The following is a 15,260-nucleotide window of genomic DNA, read 5'->3' as shown; positions in this document are numbered from 1 at the left end:
GGGAGAGGGGAGAACACAAGCGGCAAGCCGATGCTGTCTGTCAGTAGCTCACTTGCCTCATCGCCGCCCGCTGCCGCTCAGCGCGAGAACAGGCTCTTGCGCGGCGCGTCCCCGCGCATCTGCCGGACGATCTCCTCCGCCGTGCCGGCCGCCCCGCGGCCCTCGCAGAGGAAGTCGGTGGCGAGCGCGTTGGCGTAGTTGTTGCGCGTGCCCTTGACCACGCGGATCCAGCCGTCGCGGTCGTCGCTGCCGTTGCGCACCCATTCCTTGGCGTCCTTGGGCAGCGTGGCGAACAGCTTGCGCTCGTAGGAATCGCAGCGGAAGCCTTCGAAGCTGCTGGTGCGCGTGCCGCCCGGGCCGCGGATCACCACCGTGTAGCGCACCGCGCCGTCCTTGCCGACCACGACCGACCTGGCGTCCACGGCGAAGTCGAAGTTGCCGGTGGGGCTGACCTCGAACGGGATCAGGTCGGCGTCCTGCGGCAGCGCCGGCAGCGGCGTCGCCGCCTCGTTGAACTCGCGCGGCCCGAACAGCGGCGCGAACAGGCTCGATTCCTTCTTGGGCGTGTAGTCCTCGGCGTCTTCGTCCGGGGTGTCGACCTGGGTGTAGTTCGGCTTGGTGCTGCCGCAGCCGGCCAGGCCCAGGGAAAGGGTTGCCGCCAGCAGGCAGGCGGCGGTCAGCCGGGAGCGAAAGCCCCGGCCGGCGGATTCAATCATCGGTACTCCGTTCTGTGGACGCCGGCATGGCCGGCGGTGTTGGGCCGTGATCGCCGGCCTGCTCGTCGCACGGGCCCTGCGGCTCGTGCGCGAGGCGGCCGTCGGCCCCGGCGTGTTCGTCCGGCGCGCCACGGCCCGCGGGGCGTGGCGCGGCGTGCCTGCCGTGCGCGCCGTGGGTCCCGTAGGGGCTCAGCGGCGCGCGCGCATTGCGCTGCAGGAAGCGCGACAGCTCGTTCAGCGCGAGCTGGTACACCTCGCGCTTGAACTCGATGACGGCATCGAGCGGTACCCAGTAGTGGCTCCAGCGCCAGGCATCGAACTCCGGATGGTCGGTGGCGCGCAGGCGGATGTCGCAATCGCGGCCCGCCATGCGCAACAGGAACCAGATCTGCTTCTGCCCCCGGTAATGGCCGCGGATCTCGCGGCGGATGAACTTGTCCGGCACCTCGTAACGCAGCCAGTCGCGCGTGCGACCGACGATCCTGACGTGCTCGGGCAGCAGACCGACTTCTTCATGTAGCTCGCGGTACATCGCCTGTTCCGGCGTTTCGCCGTATTTGATGCCGCCCTGTGGAAACTGCCATGAATGCTCGCCGATGCGCTTGCCCCAGAACACCTCGTTCCGTGCGTTGATGAGGATGATGCCGACGTTCGGGCGAAAGCCTTCACGATCGAGCATGACTGCACCTCGAATCCTTTAGAATTACGTCGATTATAAAGGAAGCGCGTAATGCGGCTTGCGCAACGGGATGCTGGTTTTCCCCGAGCGAAAAGCGCTGTTTCAGGCACGCGCGCGCCACGAATTCGCGCCAGTCCCCGCCCGCGCTCCGCGGGACGGGCATGGCCTTACGAGAAAGCAACGGATGAAAGCCTCGCAATTCTTCATTTCCACCCTCAAGGAAGCCCCTTCCGACGCGGAAATCGTCTCGCACAAGCTGATGACGCGCGCCGGCATGATCAAGAAGCTCGGCGCCGGCATCTACAACTACATGCCGGTGGGCCTGCGGGTCATCCGCAAGGTGGAAAACATCGTGCGCGAGGAAATGAACCGTGCCGGCGCGGTCGAGCTGTCGATGCCGGTGATCCAGCCCGCCGAGCTGTGGCAGGAAACCGGCCGCTGGGACAAGATGGGCCCCGAGCTGCTGCGCCTGAAGGACCGCCACGAGCGCGACTTCGCCGTGCAGCCGACCTCCGAGGAGGTCGTCACCGACATCGCCCGCAGCGAAATCCGCAGCTACAAGCAGCTGCCGGTCAATTTCTACCAGATCCAGACCAAGTTCCGCGACGAGCGCCGGCCGCGCTTCGGCATCATGCGCGGGCGCGAGTTCACCATGAAGGACGCCTACTCGTTCGACCGCGACGTGGCCGGCCTCAAGGTGTCCTACGACAAGATGTTCAACGCCTACGTGCGCATCTTCGAGCGTTTCGGCCTGGAATTCCGCGCCGTGGCGGCGGACAACGGCGCCATCGGCGGCTCGGGTTCGCACGAGTTCCACGTGATCGCCGATACCGGCGAGGACGCCATCGTCTATTGCCCGACCTCGGACTACGCCGCCAACATGGAGGCGGCCGAAGCCCTGCCGCTGCTGGCCGGGCGCGCCGCGCCGGCCGAGGCGCTGGTGAACACGCCCACGCCGGGCAAGGCCAAGTGCGAGCAGGTCGCCGAGCTGCTGGGCATCCCGCTGGCGCGCACGGTCAAGTCGATCGTGCTGGCCACCGACGGCGAGGCCGGCGCGCAGATCTGGCTGCTGCTGCTGCGCGGCGACCACGAGCTCAACGAGGTCAAGGCCTCCAAGGTGCCCGGCCTGGCCGAGTTCCGCTTCGCCAGCGAGGCCGAGATCGTCGAGACCTTCGGCACGCCGCCCGGCTACCTGGGCCCGATCGGCACGAAGAAGCCCGTCAAGGTGGTGGCCGACCGCACCGTGGCCAACATGAGTGACTTCGTCTGCGGCGCCAACCAGAAGGACTACCACCTGACCGGCGTGAACTGGGGCCGCGACCTGCCCGAGCCGGCCGTGGCCGACCTGCGCAACGTGGTGGCGGGCGACGCCTCGCCGGACGGCAAGGGCGTGCTGGAAATCTGCCGCGGCATCGAGGTGGGCCACGTGTTCATGCTCGGCACGCGCTATTCGGAGTCGATGGGCGCCACCTTCCTCGACGAGAACGGCAAGACCCAGCCCATGCAGATGGGCTGCTACGGCATCGGCGTCACGCGCATCCTGGGCGCCGCCATCGAGCAGAACTTCGACGAGCGCGGCATCATCTGGCCGGCGGCCATCGCCCCGTTCGCGGTGGTGATCTGCCCGGTCGGCTACGACCGCTCGGAAGCGGTCAAGGCCGAGGCCGACCGCATCCACGCCGAGCTGCTGGCGGCCGGCGTCGACGTGATCCTGGACGACCGCGGCGAGCGCCCCGGCGCGATGTTCGCCGACTGGGAGCTGATCGGCGTGCCGCATCGCGTGGTGGTGGGCGACCGCGGCCTCAAGGAAGGCCGCGTGGAGTACCAGGGCCGGCGCGATGCCGAGGCCACGCAACTGCCGGTGGCCGACGTGGTCGGCCATGTGCGCGGCCTGCTGACCGCCTGAGCCCATGCGCGCCGCGGGCAGACGCGCCGGTGCAAGCCGCCACCGCCTGAGCCTGGGCGCGCGCCTGGCGCGCGCCGGCGCTGGCCTGCTGCTGGCGCTGAGCGCGGCCGCGCACGCGGGCGCGCAGAAGGAAGAAGACCTCGCCGATTCCGTGCGCGGTGCGCTGGCCGCCGCCATCGCGGACAGCCGGCCGCTGCGCCCGGCCTTCGCCACCGGCGGCGAGCAGCTCGCCTACGTGAAATGGCTGGAGGAGATGTCGCACCGGCTGGCCGCGCGCATCCCCGAGCCGCAGGTGCGCATCGAGCTGATCGAGACCGCCTACTACGAGGCCAAGCGCGCCGGCCTGGAGCCCGCGCTGGTGCTCGGGCTGGTGCAGGTCGAGAGCAATTTCCGCAAGTACGCCATCAGCGGCGCCGGCGCGCGCGGCCTGATGCAGGTGATGCCGTTCTGGTCGCGCAGCATCGGCGACGGCGACGCGCGCAAGCTGTTCCACCTGCAGAGCAACCTGCGCTACGGCTGCACCATCCTGCGCTACTACCTGGACCGCGAGCAGGGCGACCTGTTCCTGGCGCTGGGGCGCTACAACGGCAGCCGCGGCCGGCCCGAGTATCCCAACGCGGTGCTGGCGGCGTGGAAGCGCTGGCAGTATTCCGAGGCCAGCGTCACGGTGGCCGGCGACCCCGATCCCGCCGCCGCGCGCGCGCGCGTGCTGCCGCCCGAGGCGCCGTCGCGCAACCCGTTCTCGCCGCAGCGGCTGGCCAATCCCTCATGAGCACGCCCGGCGGCCCCGCAGGCGGCGGTTCCGGCAAGGCCGGCTACGCCAGTTCCTCGCCGGACCTGGAGCGCTGGCTGCGGCGCCATATCGGGCAGGGCTTCAACGCCGAGGCGCTGGTGCAGTCGATGTGCCAGTCGGGCTACGACGCCGGCTTCGCGCGCGCCACGGTCGGCGCGGCGCTGGCCGCCATGCGCGGCCCGGCCGAGGGCGATGAGGCCGACGCGGGCGGCGGCGGTGCCGCGAACCCTGCCGGTGCCGCCAACATCGGAGATGCCGGCGGCCCGGCGTCGCCCGCCACGGCGCGCGGCCACGCCACCGGCTTCCCGGCGCGCAACGCCGCGCACCATGCCGGGCGCGACATCCCCATCCTGTTCGCGCTGGCCGCGCCGCGCGTGGTGCTGTTCCAGCAACTGCTGACCGGCGACGAGTGCGACGCCCTGGTGGCGCTCGCGCGCGGCCGCCTGGCGCGCTCGCCGGTCATCAACCCGGACACCGGCGACGAGAACCTGATCGACGCGCGCACCAGCATGGGCGCGATGTTCCAGGTCGGCGAGCATCCGCTGATCGAGCGCATCGAGGACTGCATCGCCAGCGTCACCGGCATCGCCGCCGACCGCGGCGAGGGCCTGCAGATCCTCAACTACAAGCCCGGCGGCGAATACCAGCCGCACTACGATTTCTTCAATCCGCTGCGCCCCGGCGAGGCGCGCCAGCTCCGCGTGGGCGGGCAGCGCGTGGCCACCGTGGTGATCTACCTCAACAGCCCGCCGGCCGGCGGCGCCACCGCCTTTCCCAAGCTCGGCCTCGAAGTGGCGCCGGTCAAGGGCAACGCGGTCTATTTCAGCTACCGCAAGTCCGACGGCACGCTCGACGAACGCACGCTGCACGCCGGCCTGCCGGTCGAGCAGGGCGAGAAATGGATCGCCACCAAGTGGCTGCGCGAGCGGCCCTACCGCACCGGATGACGCCCGTCCAGCCGGGCCGGCCCGGTCGCTATTGGTTCGACCCGGCCATGCCCTTCGTCGAGAGCCGCTGCGCCAGCGACAGCGGCGCGGCCTATCTGCCGCACACCCATCCCACGCTGTCGGTGGGCGCGGTCGACGGCGGCCACAGCCTGTTCAGCACCGAAGCCGGCGCGGTGCGGCTGTCGCCCGGCGACGTGGTGGTGATCCCCGCCGGGCAGGTGCACGCATGCAACCCGGAGCCGGACCGGCGCTGGAGCTACCAGATGCTGCATGTCGACGCGGCGTGGGCGGCCGCGGCGCTGGCCGCGCGCGGCGCGGCGGCGCCGGCCGCGCTCGCGCGCGTGCGCATCACCAGCGCGGCCGACACCTACGCTGCGCTGTGCGCGCTCAACCGCCTGCTGTTCTCGGCGGCGCCGTGCGCGCGCAAGGCGGCCGCGCTGGCCGCCTTCCTCGCCGCGCTGCTGGGCGGCGCGGACCCGCGCCAGACCGTGCGCGCGCCGCGCCCGCCGGCCGGCCGCGCGCGGCTCGCCCGCGTCGTGGCGACGCTGCGCGAGCGCCATGCCGAGCCGCTGCCGCTGGCCGAGATGGCGCGCGCCGCCGGCATGAGCCGCTACCAGCTGATCCGCGCGTTCCGCGCCGAGACCGGCATGACGCCGCACGCCTACCAGCTCGACCTGCGCATCAACCATGCGCGCCATCTGCTGCGCGCGGGCGGCGCCCCGGCCGACGTCGCCCAGGACCTGGGCTTCTCCGACCAGAGCCATTTCCAGCGCGCCTTCAAGCAGCGCGTCGCGCTCACGCCGCGCGGGTTCCAGCGCCGCGCCGGCTGAGCCGCGCGGCCGTGCGCCGCAATTTTCTCCAATACCGCCGCCCGCCGCGCCGGCCAGACTTCGTGCTCGACACGAAAGGACTGGCATGGACTCATTCGCGGCATCCGGCTTCGGCCAATTCGCCATGGTGGCGGGCGCGCATTTCCTCGCGCTGCTCAGCCCGGGGCCCGACTTCTTCCTGGTGGTGCGCAGCTCGCTGGTGCTCGGCGCGCGCCGCGCCGCCGCCGTCTGCCTGGGCATCGCGCTCGGCAACGGGGTGTTCATCGGCGCCGCGCTGGCCGGGCTGGCCGCCACGCGCGCCAGCCACGGCGTGCTGGCGCTGCTGCAGTGGGGCGGCTGCCTGTACCTGGCGTGGCTGGGCTGGCGCCTGCTGTCGGCCAGCGGGGAAACCGCGCTGCCCGGCGAGAGCGACGAGAGCGACAACGACGGCGGCGGCGGCGGCGGCGGCTGCGCGGCGCAGCTCGTCGCCGGCTTCCTGTCGGCCGTGCTCAACCCGAAGAACGCGCTGTTCTACGCCAGCCTGTTCTCGGTGCTGGCCGGCCGCCGCACGCCGGCCGCGGCGCAGCTCGGCTACGGCCTGTGGATGTTTGCCGTGGTCTTCGGCTGGGACCTGCTGGTGGCCTGGGGCGTGCGCCTGCCGCCGGTGCGCGCGCGCTTCGCGCGTTCGGTGCGCGGCGTGGAGCGCGTCACCGGGCTGGTGTTGTGGGGCATCGCGCTGTGGGTGGCGGCAACCGCGTTGCAGGCAGGGCGATCCTAGGCGGCGCGTCGCGGGTGCCGGCCCGCCGCGCGGGCCGCGACTGGCGAAGGCCGTACCGCCAGTTTTCCGGCTGACCGTACCGGTACTGTACTGGCGTGCTCGGCTAGACTGGGCCGCCTCGTTGTCCGCCCCCGATGGAGTCAGTCATGGCAGTTCCCCAGCTCGTTGCCGGATCCGGCGTGTTCGCCGCGTTCTCTGCGTTCGCCCTCGTGTCGTCGATCACGCCCGGCCCCAACAACACGATGGTGCTCGCCTCGGGCGTCAATTTCGGCTTTGCGCGCACGGTGCCGCACATCCTCGGCATCAGCCTGGGCTTCGCCGTGATGGTGGCGGTGGTCGGGCTCGGGCTGGGCTCGCTGTTCGCCGCGCTGCCGTGGACCTGGACGGTGCTGCGCGTGGTGGCGGCGCTTTATCTCGCCTGGCTGGCGTGGCAGCTGGCCAGCTCGGGCGGCGTGCAGGAGCGCCAGGTGGCGCAGCCGATGGGCTTCCTGCCGGCCGCGGCGTTCCAGTGGGTCAACCCGAAGGCGTGGGTGATGGCGGTGGGCGCGTGCAGCACCTACGTGCTGCACGGCAACGTGTGGTTCAACGTGCTGCTGCTGGCCGGGGTGTTCGCGGTGATCAACCTGCCCAGCGTGGCGATGTGGGCGGTGTTCGGCGCGGCGCTGCGGCGCTGGCTGGCGCAGCCGCGCGTGCTGCGCGTGTTCAACGTGGCGATGGCGCTGCTGCTGCTGGCCTCGCTGTGGCCGATCCTCAGCGCAAGGCCCTGATCGCGGGCAGGTTGCGCCAGTAGCCGTGCGCGTCCATGCCGCAGCCGAAGACGTAGCGCTCCGGCACCGTGAAGCCGCAGAAGTCCGGGTGCATGGGCTTGGGCTTTTGCAGCACCTTCTCGCACAGCACCGCGGCGTAGACGCCGGTGGCGCCCATGTCCAGGATGCGCTGGCGGATCGCCGCCATCGTCTCGCCTTCGTCGAGGATGTCGTCGAGCACCAGCACCGTGCGGTCCTTGACGGACTCGCGCGGCGCCACGCGCCACTGCATCTCGCCGCCCACGGTCTTGTTGTTGTAGCGCGAGAGGTGGATGTAGTCGAATTCCAGCGGGAACGCCAGCTTGGGCAGCAGCATGCCGGTGAAGACCACCGCGCCGCCCATCACGGACAGCACCAGCGGGAAGGTGTCGCCCATCTTGGCCGTGATCTCGGCGGCCATGCGGTCCAGCGAGTCCTGCACCGCCTGCGCGCTGACGATTTCCTCGGAGTTGGCCCACAGCTCGCGGGCCTGTTCGGCGCTCATCATGATGTCGATCCTGTCTCAGACTGTCTTTGTCGGTGGCCGCGCGGGGGCCTTGCGATGGTCCCGGCGGTCGGCCCGGGTTTGGCTCAGCGGTTGAAGAGGCCTTTCATGCCGCCCTTCATGGCGCCCATCGAGCGCATCATCTTCATCATGCCGCCGCCCTTGAGCTTCTTCATCATGCCCTGCATCTGGTCGAACTGGTTGAGCAGGCGGTTGACCTCCTGCACCGGCACGCCGGCGCCGGCCGCGATGCGGCGCTTGCGGCTGGCCTTGATCAGCTCGGGCTTGGCGCGCTCGGCGGCGGTCATGCTGTTGATGATGCCTTCCATGCGGCGCACCTGCTTTTCCGCCACGTCCATGTTGGCGCCCTGGGCCTGCTGGGCGAACTGCGCCGGCAGCTTGTCCACCAGGCTGCCCAGGCCGCCCATCTTCTTCATCTGGCCGATCTGGGTCTTGAAGTCCTCGAGGTCGAAGCCGCCGGTCTTCTTGATCTTCTTGGCCAGCTTCTCGGCCGCTTCCATGTCCACGCCGCGCTGGGCTTCCTCGACCAGCGCGAGGATGTCGCCCATGCCCAGGATGCGCTGGGCCATGCGCTCGGGGTAGAACGGCTCGAGGCCGTCGAGCTTCTCGCCCACGCCGACGAACTTGATCGGCCGGCCGGTGATGTGGCGCACCGACAGCGCCGCGCCGCCGCGCGCATCGCCGTCGAGCTTGGTCAGCACCACGCCGGTCAGCGGCAGCGCGTCGTGGAACGCGCGCGCGGTGTTGACCGCGTCCTGGCCCAGCATGGCGTCGACCACGAACAGGGTCTCGGCGGGCTTGAGCTCGGCGTGCAGCGCGGCGATCTCCTGCATCATCGCCTCGTCGATGCCCAGGCGCCCGGCCGTGTCGACGATCAGCACGTCGTGGTAGTGCTTGCGCGCCCAGTCCACCGCCGCGCGGGCGATGTCCACCGGCTTCTGGTCCGGCTGGGAGGGGAAGAAGTCGGCGCCGACCTGCTCGGACACGGTCTTGAGCTGGGCGATGGCGGCGGGGCGGTACACGTCGCACGACACCGTCAGCACTTTCTTCTTCTTGTTTTCCTTGAGCCACTTGGCCAGCTTGCCCACGGTGGTGGTCTTGCCGGCGCCCTGCAGGCCGGCCATCAGGATGATGGCGGGCGGCTGCACGGCCAGGTTCAGCTCGCCGCTCTTGTCGCCGGCGGTGAGGCTTTCCTCGCCGCCGATGACGGCGGTCAGCTCGCGCTGCACCACGCCCACCAGCGCCTGGCCGGGGGTGAGGCTGGACACCACGTCCTCGCCCAGCGCCTTTTCCTTCACGCGGGCGATGAATTCGCGCACCACCGGCAGGGCCACGTCGGCCTCGAGCATGGCCAGGCGCACCTCGCGCAGCATTTCGGCGGTATTGGCTTCGGTCAGGCGAGCCTCGCCGCGCATGGTCTTGACGACCCGCGCCAGGCGTTGAGTGAGATTGTCCAGCATGGCAGAGAAGTCCGGGGGTAGGGCTTGTTTGGGGGCCCGGGCGGCACCGGGCCGGCGTCTCGCGAGGCCGGGCGCAGGTTCCGGGGCCAGGCTCACGCGCGGCTCGGGGGCGGCTCGAGCGCGGCGCCACCGGGGCGGGGGCGCTAGGGTAAACTGTGCAAATGGCCATTGTACTGTATGCCTTGACGGCACTTCTCTACTGCGGCCTGGCCTTTCACGGCTGGGCGACGCGCAATCCGCAGCTCGCGGCTGCCGGTGCCGCCGGCGCCGGCGCCGGCGGCACCACCGCCACCGTGCTGCTGCAGGGCGGCGGCGGCACGCGCGGCGAGGGGCGCCCGGCCTGGTGGCATGTGCTGATGCTGGCCGCGCTGGCCAGCCACGGCCTGCTGCTGCACGAGACCATCTTCCCGGCCGACCGCATGATGTTCGGCTTCGCCTTCGCGCTGTCGGCCATGCTGTGGCTGGGCGTGGGCATCTACTGGATCGAGAGCTTCTTCTTCTCGCTGGCCGGGCTCGGGCTGATCGTGTTCCCGGTGGCGCTGCTGGCCAGCCTGATCCCGCTGGCCTTCCCCGGCGCGCAGATCCTCGGCTACGCCGCCGCGCCGCTGTTCAAGCTGCACTTCGTCATCGCCAACGTGGCCTACGGGCTGTTCACGCTGGCCGCCTTCCACGCCTTCCTGATGCTGCTGGCCGAGCGCCGCCTGCACGGCTTCAACCGCTCGCCGCAGGCCGGCGCCAGCGCGGCGCCGGCGCAGTGGGTGGGCCGCTGGCTGGACCTGCTGCCGCCGCTGCTGACGCTGGAGAAGCTGCTGTTCCGCCTGATCGGCGCGGGGTTCGTGCTGCTGACCCTGACCATCCTGTCGGGCCTGCTGTTCTCCGAGCAGCTGTTCGGGCGCGCGTTCCGGCTGGACCACAAGACCGTGTTCGCGCTGCTGTCGTGGCTGATGTTCGCCGGCATCCTGGCCGGGCGCAGCTTCTACGGCTGGCGCGGGCGCACGGCCTTGCGCTGGGTGATCGCGTCGTTCGGCATCCTGCTGCTGGCCTACGTGGGCAGCCGCTTCGTCATCGAAGTCATCCTGCACCGGTTCTGAGTCCCGCATGGCACGCATCGTCCTCGTCCTGGCCGTGTTGCTGGGCTTCTTCTGGTGGCTGCGCCAGCGCGCCGAGGCGCGCCAGGCCGGCGAGCGCGACGCGCGCCCGCCCCGGCCCCGCCCCCAATCCCAACCGCAGCCCGCGCCGCAGGAGCCGATGGTGCAATGCGCGCGCTGCGCCGTGCACCTGCCGCGCGGCGAGGCCATCGCCTACCGCGGCCTGCACTATTGCCGGCGCGCGCATCTGCCGCCGGACAGCGATGCGGACAATCCCGCCACATGAAGGGGGCCGCGCCACCGCCCGCGCCGTCGCGCCCGCCGGCCCGCTCCGGCGCCTGGGGCGCCGTCGCCGCGCTGTGGCGGCGGCCCGAGCCGCCTGAATTCCACTGGCGCCTGCTGCGCTATTTCTGCTGGGCGCGCCTGGCCGTGGCCGCGCTGCTGCTCGGCTACGCCTGGCTGCCGGCGCAGCGCGGCGAGACCGAGCGGCTGGCGCAGGCGCTCGGCCAGGCCCAGGCCGCGCTGCCGCTGGCGGTGCCCTATGCGCTGATGGCGCTCGCCATGACCGCCGCCGCGCTGTGGTGGCGGCGCGGCTTCCACCTGCGCGTGCACATGCAGGTGCTGGCCGACCTGCTGCTGCTGGGCCTGATCTTCCACGCCCACGGCTACCGCAGCGAAGGCATGGCCATGATCTTCCTGCTGCCGGCGCTGCAGGCCGGCGCGCTCACCAGCCTGCTGTTCGCGCTGTCCACCGCCGCGGTCTCGGCGCTGGTGGTGATGAGCAGCCCGTTCGCGCAGACCCTGCTGCTGCACCGGGCCGATGCCGGCCTGCTCGGCTCCGGGCTGTACGGCCTGGTGTTCATGATCGCGGCCTCGCTGATGTACCTGCTGGCCAACCGCCAGCTCGCGCAGGAGCGCCTGGCGCTGGCGCGCGAGCAGGAGCTGCGCCTGCAGCAGCTGGTCAACCGGCTGATGGTCAACGACATGCAGGACGGCGTCATGCTGCTGCGCGCCAACGGCGCCGTGGTGGCCGCCAACCCGGCCGCGGTGGTGCTGCTCGGCGTGCAGCCGGCTGAGCGCGGCAAGGCCGTCACCACGCCCGGCACCGGGCGCGATGCGCTGTTCGACCTGCGCCAGATCCCGCGCCTGCAGCCGCTCATGGAGATGCTGCGCGACTGGGTGCGCAGCAAGGACGACGCGCCGCGCATCCTGCAGTTGCTGCCGCTGCCGTCGCGGCCGTCGTCGGGGCGCGGCCCGATCCTGCACACGCGCCTGCGCCTGCGCTTCCTGCTGCCGGGCCTGGCCAGCCTGCGCTCGACCTTCGCCTCGTCGCTGTCGGTGTCGCTGAGCGCGCAGCAGGCGATGGACACCGCCACCTGGAACGAGCTCACGCCCGAGGCGGCCGCGCGCCTGCGCCTGGCCATCGCCCAGAACGAGGCGATGGCCTGGCGGCCCGAGGACGAAGCCCTGCTGCGCAGCGAGATGCGCGACACCGTGCTGGTCCACATCGAAAGCTGGGAGCGCATCGCCGAGCAGGTGCAGCAGGAAAAGCTGGCGGCGATGGGCCGGCTGGTCGCCAGCGTGGCGCACCAGATCCGCAATCCGCTGGCGGCCATCAGCCAGGCCAGCGAGCTGCTGTCCGAGACCGGGCGCGGGCGCCCCGACGGCGACATCGACGCGCGCCTGCTGCGCATCATCCACGACAACGTGCAGCGGCTCGACCAGGTGGTGTCGGACGTGCTGCAGATGTCGCGCCGCCCGCGCACCGAGCGCACCGTGGTGGACCTGAACCAGGCGCTGCCCGAGATCGTCGACCGCTGGCGGCTGGAGATGCGCGCGCGCTCCGCCACCCACGACCCGATGGGCGCGAGCCGCATGCCGCGCCCGGCCGAGATCAACGCCAACGCGGTGCGGCTCACGGTGGACGTGGCGCGCCCGGTCATCTTCGACTCGTCGCAGCTGCAGCAGGTGCTGGGCAACCTGCTCGACAACGCATGGCGCTACTGCAGCCGCCTGCCCGGCGCGATCCGCCTGCTGGCCCACGCGCTGGACCAGCACCATGCCGAGCTGATCGTGTGGAACGACGGCGTGGAGGTCTCGCGCGAGCACCAGCGCACGCTGTTCGAGCCGTTCTTCACCAGCAACGCGCAGGGCACCGGCCTGGGCCTGTTCATGGCGCGCGAGCTGTGCGGCGCCAACGATGCCCAGGTGCGCTACGGCACCATCTCGCTCGACGCGCTGCTGGCGCGCACCGGCATGCTGGCCCCGGCGTCACGCGATACACTGCCGGCCAAGGCCTTCGTGCTGACCCTGCGCATCCATGCGCCGGACCAAGCCGGCGGCTGACCGCTTCCCGCCCGCCTCACCACCGCGCCAGACCCATGTCCCTCAAGACGCCAGGCCCAGATCCGATCCTCGTCATCGACGACGAGGCCGACCTGCGAGAACTGCTCGACATCTCGATCCGCCGCATGGGCCACGACGTGGTGCTGGCGGGCTCGCTGGCCGAGGCGCGCGCGCAGCTCGCGGCGCGCCGCTATAGCCTGGTGCTGACCGACATGCGCCTCGGCGACGGCCAGGGCATCGACATCGTGCGCCAGCTCTCGAGCGCGCCCGAGCGCGTGCCGGTGGCGGTGATCACCGCCTACGGCAGCGCCGACAACGCGGTCGAGGCGCTCAAGGCCGGCGCCTTCGACTACATCGCCAAGCCGGTCTCGCTGGACCAGCTGCGCAGCCTGATCCTCAACGCGCTGGGGCGCCAGCAGCGCGACCCGGCCGAGGGCGGTGACGGCAGCGAGGGCGGTGAGGGCGGCGCCGCGGCCGGCACCGCGGACCGCGCCTTCAACCTGCTGCCCGGGCATTCGGCGGCCATGCACGAGGTGCGCCGCTCGCTGTCGCGGCTGGCGCGCAGCATGGCGCCGATCGTCATCAGCGGCGAATCGGGCAGCGGCAAGGAGCGCGCGGCGCGCGCCATCCACGCCATCAGCACGCGCGCGTCGCACCCGTTCGTGGCGGTCAACTGCGGCGCCATTCCCGAGACGCTGATGGAGTCCGAGTTCTTCGGCTACGTCAAGGGCGCCTTCACCGGCGCCGACGCCGAGCGCGGCGGCTTCTTCCAGGCCGCCCACGGCGGCACGCTGCTGCTCGACGAGGTGGCCGACCTGCCGCTGGCCATGCAGGTCAAGCTGCTGCGCGTGCTGCAGGAGCGGCGCGTGCGCAAGATCGGCGCGAGCCGCGAGGAAAACGTCGACGTGCGCGTGCTGTGCGCCAGCCACAAGGACCTGGCCGCGATGGTGGCCGCCGGCCAGTTCCGCCAGGACCTGTTCTACCGGCTCAACGTGCTGGCGCTGCGCATGCCCACGCTGCGCGAGCGGCGCGAGGACCTGCCGGTGCTGGCCGGCGCCATCCTGGAGCACCTCGCGGTGCGCTACGGCGACCGCCACCCCAAGCGGCTGTCGACGGCGGCGCAGCAGCGCCTGGCGGAATATCCGTTCCCGGGCAACGTGCGCGAACTGGAGAACCTGCTCGAGCGCGCCTACGCCTTCGCCGAGGGCGACGCCATCGAGGTGGACGACCTCGGCCCGCTGGAGCCCGGCGCGGCGCCGCCCGGCGGCGCCTACGCCGGCGCGCCCGCGGGCAGCCCGCCGCCGGCCGCCGCCGCGCCCGGCGTCCCGTCGGACGCCCGCTACGCCGGCCGCGCCGAGGCGCCCGACGCACACGGCGGGTACGGTGAACCGGCGCCGGGCGACGCCGCCGGCGAGGCCGGCCGCGTCACCTTCCCGATCGACCTGCCCGGCCGCCTGGAAGCGCTCGAGCGCGACCTCATCCTGCAGGCCCTGCAGCAGACCGGCTTCAACCGCACCGCGGCGGCGCCGCTGCTGGGCCTGAGCTTCCGCCAGCTGCGCTACCGCATCCAGCAGCTGGGCATCCGCGAAGGCCGCGAGGATGCCGCCGACGACGCCGGCGGCGAGGGCCTGGATGCCGCCGCCCACGGAGGGCGCGATGCCTGAGCACGTCCACGGCGGCGCCGTGCCTTCCGCCCCGGCCGCCTTCCGCCCCGACCCCGCGGGCTGGGTGCCGGCCGCGCGCCGCGTGCCGTCGCCCAACTTCGACGCGCGCCCGGCCGGCCTGCCGGTGGACCTGGTGGTGATCCACAACATCAGCCTGCCGCCCGGCCAGTTCGGCAGCGGCGACATCGAGGCCTTCTTCCAGAACCGGCTCGACCCGTCGCGCCATCCGTTCTTCGCCACCATCCACGAGGTGCGTGTCTCGGCGCATTTCCTGGTGACGCGCACCGGCGAGCTGGTGCAGTTCGTGTCCTGCCTGGACCGCGCGTGGCACGCGGGGCAGTCCGAGTTCCTCGGCCGGCCGCGCTGCAACGACTTTTCCATCGGCATCGAGATCGAAGGCAGCGACGACCAGCCGTTCACGTTGGCGCAATACCACACCGCCGCGGCGCTGGTGCGTGCGCTGCTCGCCGCCTACCCGGTGCGCGCGCTGGCCGGGCACAGCGACATCGCCCCGGGGCGCAAGACCGATCCGGGCCCGCATTTCGACTGGGCGGCCTTCGCGGCGGCCGCCGGCCTGGCTTCCGGGATGCTGCCCTACCGCAAAGGGCGGCCCTGAGGCAAGCCCGCGCCGCGCGTTCTGGGGGGATCGAGCGGGCAAGGGAAAACCCTGATAAAGTCCGGCCCCTATCGAAGCGGCCCGGGCAATCGAAAAAATTTCTTTTCATGGTGCGGTAACGTACCGCCGGGCGGGATCCCTTGCGTC

General features: G+C 71.7%; 15 protein-coding genes. 11 read left to right on the top strand and 4 right to left on the bottom strand.

The window, feature by feature from the left end; genetic code table 11:
* Positions 1 to 77: 77 nt before the first annotated feature.
* Together ACWTPI_RS17200 and ACWTPI_RS17195 are read right to left on the bottom strand one after the other, a co-directional pair.
* The gene (locus tag ACWTPI_RS17200) at positions 78 to 716 is read right to left on the bottom strand and encodes a CNP1-like family protein (RefSeq protein ID WP_454732232.1); all 639 of its coding nucleotides are present in this window, start codon (positions 714 to 716) and stop codon (positions 78 to 80) included.
* Positions 709 to 1,395: an RNA pyrophosphohydrolase gene (locus ACWTPI_RS17195; RefSeq protein ID WP_454732231.1), complete on the bottom strand. Its 687-nt coding sequence runs from the start codon at positions 1,393 to 1,395 to the stop codon at positions 709 to 711. The genes ACWTPI_RS17200 and ACWTPI_RS17195 overlap by 8 nt, the downstream gene beginning before the upstream one ends.
* 184 nt (positions 1,396 to 1,579) lie before the next feature.
* Here ACWTPI_RS17195 and ACWTPI_RS17190 point away from each other — a divergent pair, with 184 nt between their 5' ends.
* From ACWTPI_RS17190 to ACWTPI_RS17165, 6 genes are all read left to right on the top strand, one after another.
* Complete coding sequence (locus tag ACWTPI_RS17190; RefSeq protein ID WP_020205796.1) at positions 1,580 to 3,301, top strand: proline--tRNA ligase; 1,722 nt, start codon at positions 1,580 to 1,582, stop codon at positions 3,299 to 3,301.
* 4 nt (positions 3,302 to 3,305) lie between these two features.
* Positions 3,306 to 4,073, top strand: coding sequence for a lytic transglycosylase domain-containing protein (locus ACWTPI_RS17185; protein ID WP_020205797.1), 768 nt, complete (start codon positions 3,306 to 3,308; stop codon positions 4,071 to 4,073).
* Positions 4,070 to 5,041 (top strand): 2OG-Fe(II) oxygenase, encoded by a 972-nt coding sequence (locus tag ACWTPI_RS17180; protein ID WP_454732230.1) that lies wholly within the window; start codon positions 4,070 to 4,072, stop codon positions 5,039 to 5,041. Before ACWTPI_RS17185 ends, ACWTPI_RS17180 begins: the two co-directional genes overlap by 4 nt.
* 47 nt (positions 5,042 to 5,088) lie before the next feature.
* On the top strand, positions 5,089 to 5,871 hold the full coding sequence (locus tag ACWTPI_RS17175; RefSeq protein ID WP_020205799.1) for a helix-turn-helix transcriptional regulator: 783 nt from the start codon (positions 5,089 to 5,091) through the stop codon (positions 5,869 to 5,871).
* Positions 5,872 to 5,956: 85 nt separating this feature from the next.
* Entirely contained in the window at positions 5,957 to 6,628 is a 672-nt protein-coding gene (locus tag ACWTPI_RS17170; RefSeq protein WP_454732229.1) for a LysE family translocator, read from the top strand.
* A gap of 146 nt (positions 6,629 to 6,774) precedes the next feature.
* Positions 6,775 to 7,395: a LysE family translocator gene (locus ACWTPI_RS17165; protein WP_454732228.1), complete on the top strand. Its 621-nt coding sequence runs from the start codon at positions 6,775 to 6,777 to the stop codon at positions 7,393 to 7,395.
* Here the strand turns inward: ACWTPI_RS17165 and ACWTPI_RS17160 are convergent.
* Together ACWTPI_RS17160 and ffh are read right to left on the bottom strand one after the other, a co-directional pair.
* On the bottom strand, positions 7,379 to 7,921 hold the full coding sequence (locus ACWTPI_RS17160; protein ID WP_020205802.1) for a hypoxanthine-guanine phosphoribosyltransferase: 543 nt from the start codon (positions 7,919 to 7,921) through the stop codon (positions 7,379 to 7,381). The genes ACWTPI_RS17165 and ACWTPI_RS17160 overlap by 17 nt on opposite strands.
* A gap of 83 nt (positions 7,922 to 8,004) precedes the next feature.
* Positions 8,005 to 9,399: a signal recognition particle protein gene (gene ffh / locus ACWTPI_RS17155; RefSeq protein WP_020205803.1), complete on the bottom strand. Its 1,395-nt coding sequence runs from the start codon at positions 9,397 to 9,399 to the stop codon at positions 8,005 to 8,007.
* A 161-nt stretch (positions 9,400 to 9,560) separates the two neighbouring features.
* On the opposite strand from ffh, the gene ACWTPI_RS17150 reads away from it, so the two are divergent.
* The 5 genes from ACWTPI_RS17150 to ampD are packed head-to-tail and all read left to right on the top strand — an operon-like array spanning position 9,561 to position 15,113.
* Positions 9,561 to 10,490 carry a cytochrome C assembly family protein gene (locus ACWTPI_RS17150; RefSeq protein ID WP_454732227.1) on the top strand — a complete coding sequence of 310 codons (930 nt, stop codon included), beginning with the start codon at positions 9,561 to 9,563 and terminating at the stop codon, positions 10,488 to 10,490.
* 7 nt (positions 10,491 to 10,497) lie between these two features.
* Positions 10,498 to 10,773, top strand: coding sequence for a PP0621 family protein (locus ACWTPI_RS17145; RefSeq protein WP_454732226.1), 276 nt, complete (start codon positions 10,498 to 10,500; stop codon positions 10,771 to 10,773).
* Positions 10,770 to 12,833 (top strand): sensor histidine kinase, encoded by a 2,064-nt coding sequence (locus ACWTPI_RS17140; RefSeq protein WP_059413490.1) that lies wholly within the window; start codon positions 10,770 to 10,772, stop codon positions 12,831 to 12,833. The genes ACWTPI_RS17145 and ACWTPI_RS17140 overlap by 4 nt, the downstream gene beginning before the upstream one ends.
* 35 nt (positions 12,834 to 12,868) lie before the next feature.
* Positions 12,869 to 14,497: a sigma-54-dependent transcriptional regulator gene (locus ACWTPI_RS17135; RefSeq protein WP_454732225.1), complete on the top strand. Its 1,629-nt coding sequence runs from the start codon at positions 12,869 to 12,871 to the stop codon at positions 14,495 to 14,497.
* On the top strand, positions 14,490 to 15,113 hold the full coding sequence (ampD, locus tag ACWTPI_RS17130; protein ID WP_454732224.1) for a 1,6-anhydro-N-acetylmuramyl-L-alanine amidase AmpD: 624 nt from the start codon (positions 14,490 to 14,492) through the stop codon (positions 15,111 to 15,113). Before ACWTPI_RS17135 ends, ampD begins: the two co-directional genes overlap by 8 nt.
* Positions 15,114 to 15,260 lie beyond the last annotated feature (147 nt).

Source organism: Cupriavidus ulmosensis, assembly GCF_977008105.1.
Note: the sequence above shows the minus strand (reverse complement) of the source record. Positions and strands in the feature narration are given on the sequence as shown.

Excerpts from the sequence above, each read along its gene's own strand:
- ACWTPI_RS17200 (WP_454732232.1), bottom strand. The coding sequence starts at position 716 with ATGATTGAATCCGCCGGCCGGGGCTTTCGCTCCCGGCTGACCGCCGCC.
- ACWTPI_RS17185 (WP_020205797.1), top strand. The coding sequence starts at position 3,306 with ATGCGCGCCGCGGGCAGACGCGCCGGTGCAAGCCGCCACCGCCTGAGC.
- ACWTPI_RS17145 (WP_454732226.1), top strand. The coding sequence starts at position 10,498 with ATGGCACGCATCGTCCTCGTCCTGGCCGTGTTGCTGGGCTTCTTCTGG.
- ffh (WP_020205803.1), bottom strand. The coding sequence starts at position 9,399 with ATGCTGGACAATCTCACTCAACGCCTGGCGCGGGTCGTCAAGACCATG.
- ACWTPI_RS17170 (WP_454732229.1), top strand. The coding sequence starts at position 5,957 with ATGGACTCATTCGCGGCATCCGGCTTCGGCCAATTCGCCATGGTGGCG.
- ACWTPI_RS17165 (WP_454732228.1), top strand. The coding sequence starts at position 6,775 with ATGGCAGTTCCCCAGCTCGTTGCCGGATCCGGCGTGTTCGCCGCGTTC.
- ACWTPI_RS17150 (WP_454732227.1), top strand. The coding sequence starts at position 9,561 with ATGGCCATTGTACTGTATGCCTTGACGGCACTTCTCTACTGCGGCCTG.
- ACWTPI_RS17190 (WP_020205796.1), top strand. The coding sequence starts at position 1,580 with ATGAAAGCCTCGCAATTCTTCATTTCCACCCTCAAGGAAGCCCCTTCC.
- ACWTPI_RS17195 (WP_454732231.1), bottom strand. The coding sequence starts at position 1,395 with ATGCTCGATCGTGAAGGCTTTCGCCCGAACGTCGGCATCATCCTCATC.
- ACWTPI_RS17180 (WP_454732230.1), top strand. The coding sequence starts at position 4,070 with ATGAGCACGCCCGGCGGCCCCGCAGGCGGCGGTTCCGGCAAGGCCGGC.
- ampD (WP_454732224.1), top strand. The coding sequence starts at position 14,490 with ATGCCTGAGCACGTCCACGGCGGCGCCGTGCCTTCCGCCCCGGCCGCC.
- ACWTPI_RS17175 (WP_020205799.1), top strand. The coding sequence starts at position 5,089 with ATGCCCTTCGTCGAGAGCCGCTGCGCCAGCGACAGCGGCGCGGCCTAT.
- ACWTPI_RS17135 (WP_454732225.1), top strand. The coding sequence starts at position 12,869 with ATGTCCCTCAAGACGCCAGGCCCAGATCCGATCCTCGTCATCGACGAC.
- ACWTPI_RS17140 (WP_059413490.1), top strand. The coding sequence starts at position 10,770 with ATGAAGGGGGCCGCGCCACCGCCCGCGCCGTCGCGCCCGCCGGCCCGC.
- ACWTPI_RS17160 (WP_020205802.1), bottom strand. The coding sequence starts at position 7,921 with ATGATGAGCGCCGAACAGGCCCGCGAGCTGTGGGCCAACTCCGAGGAA.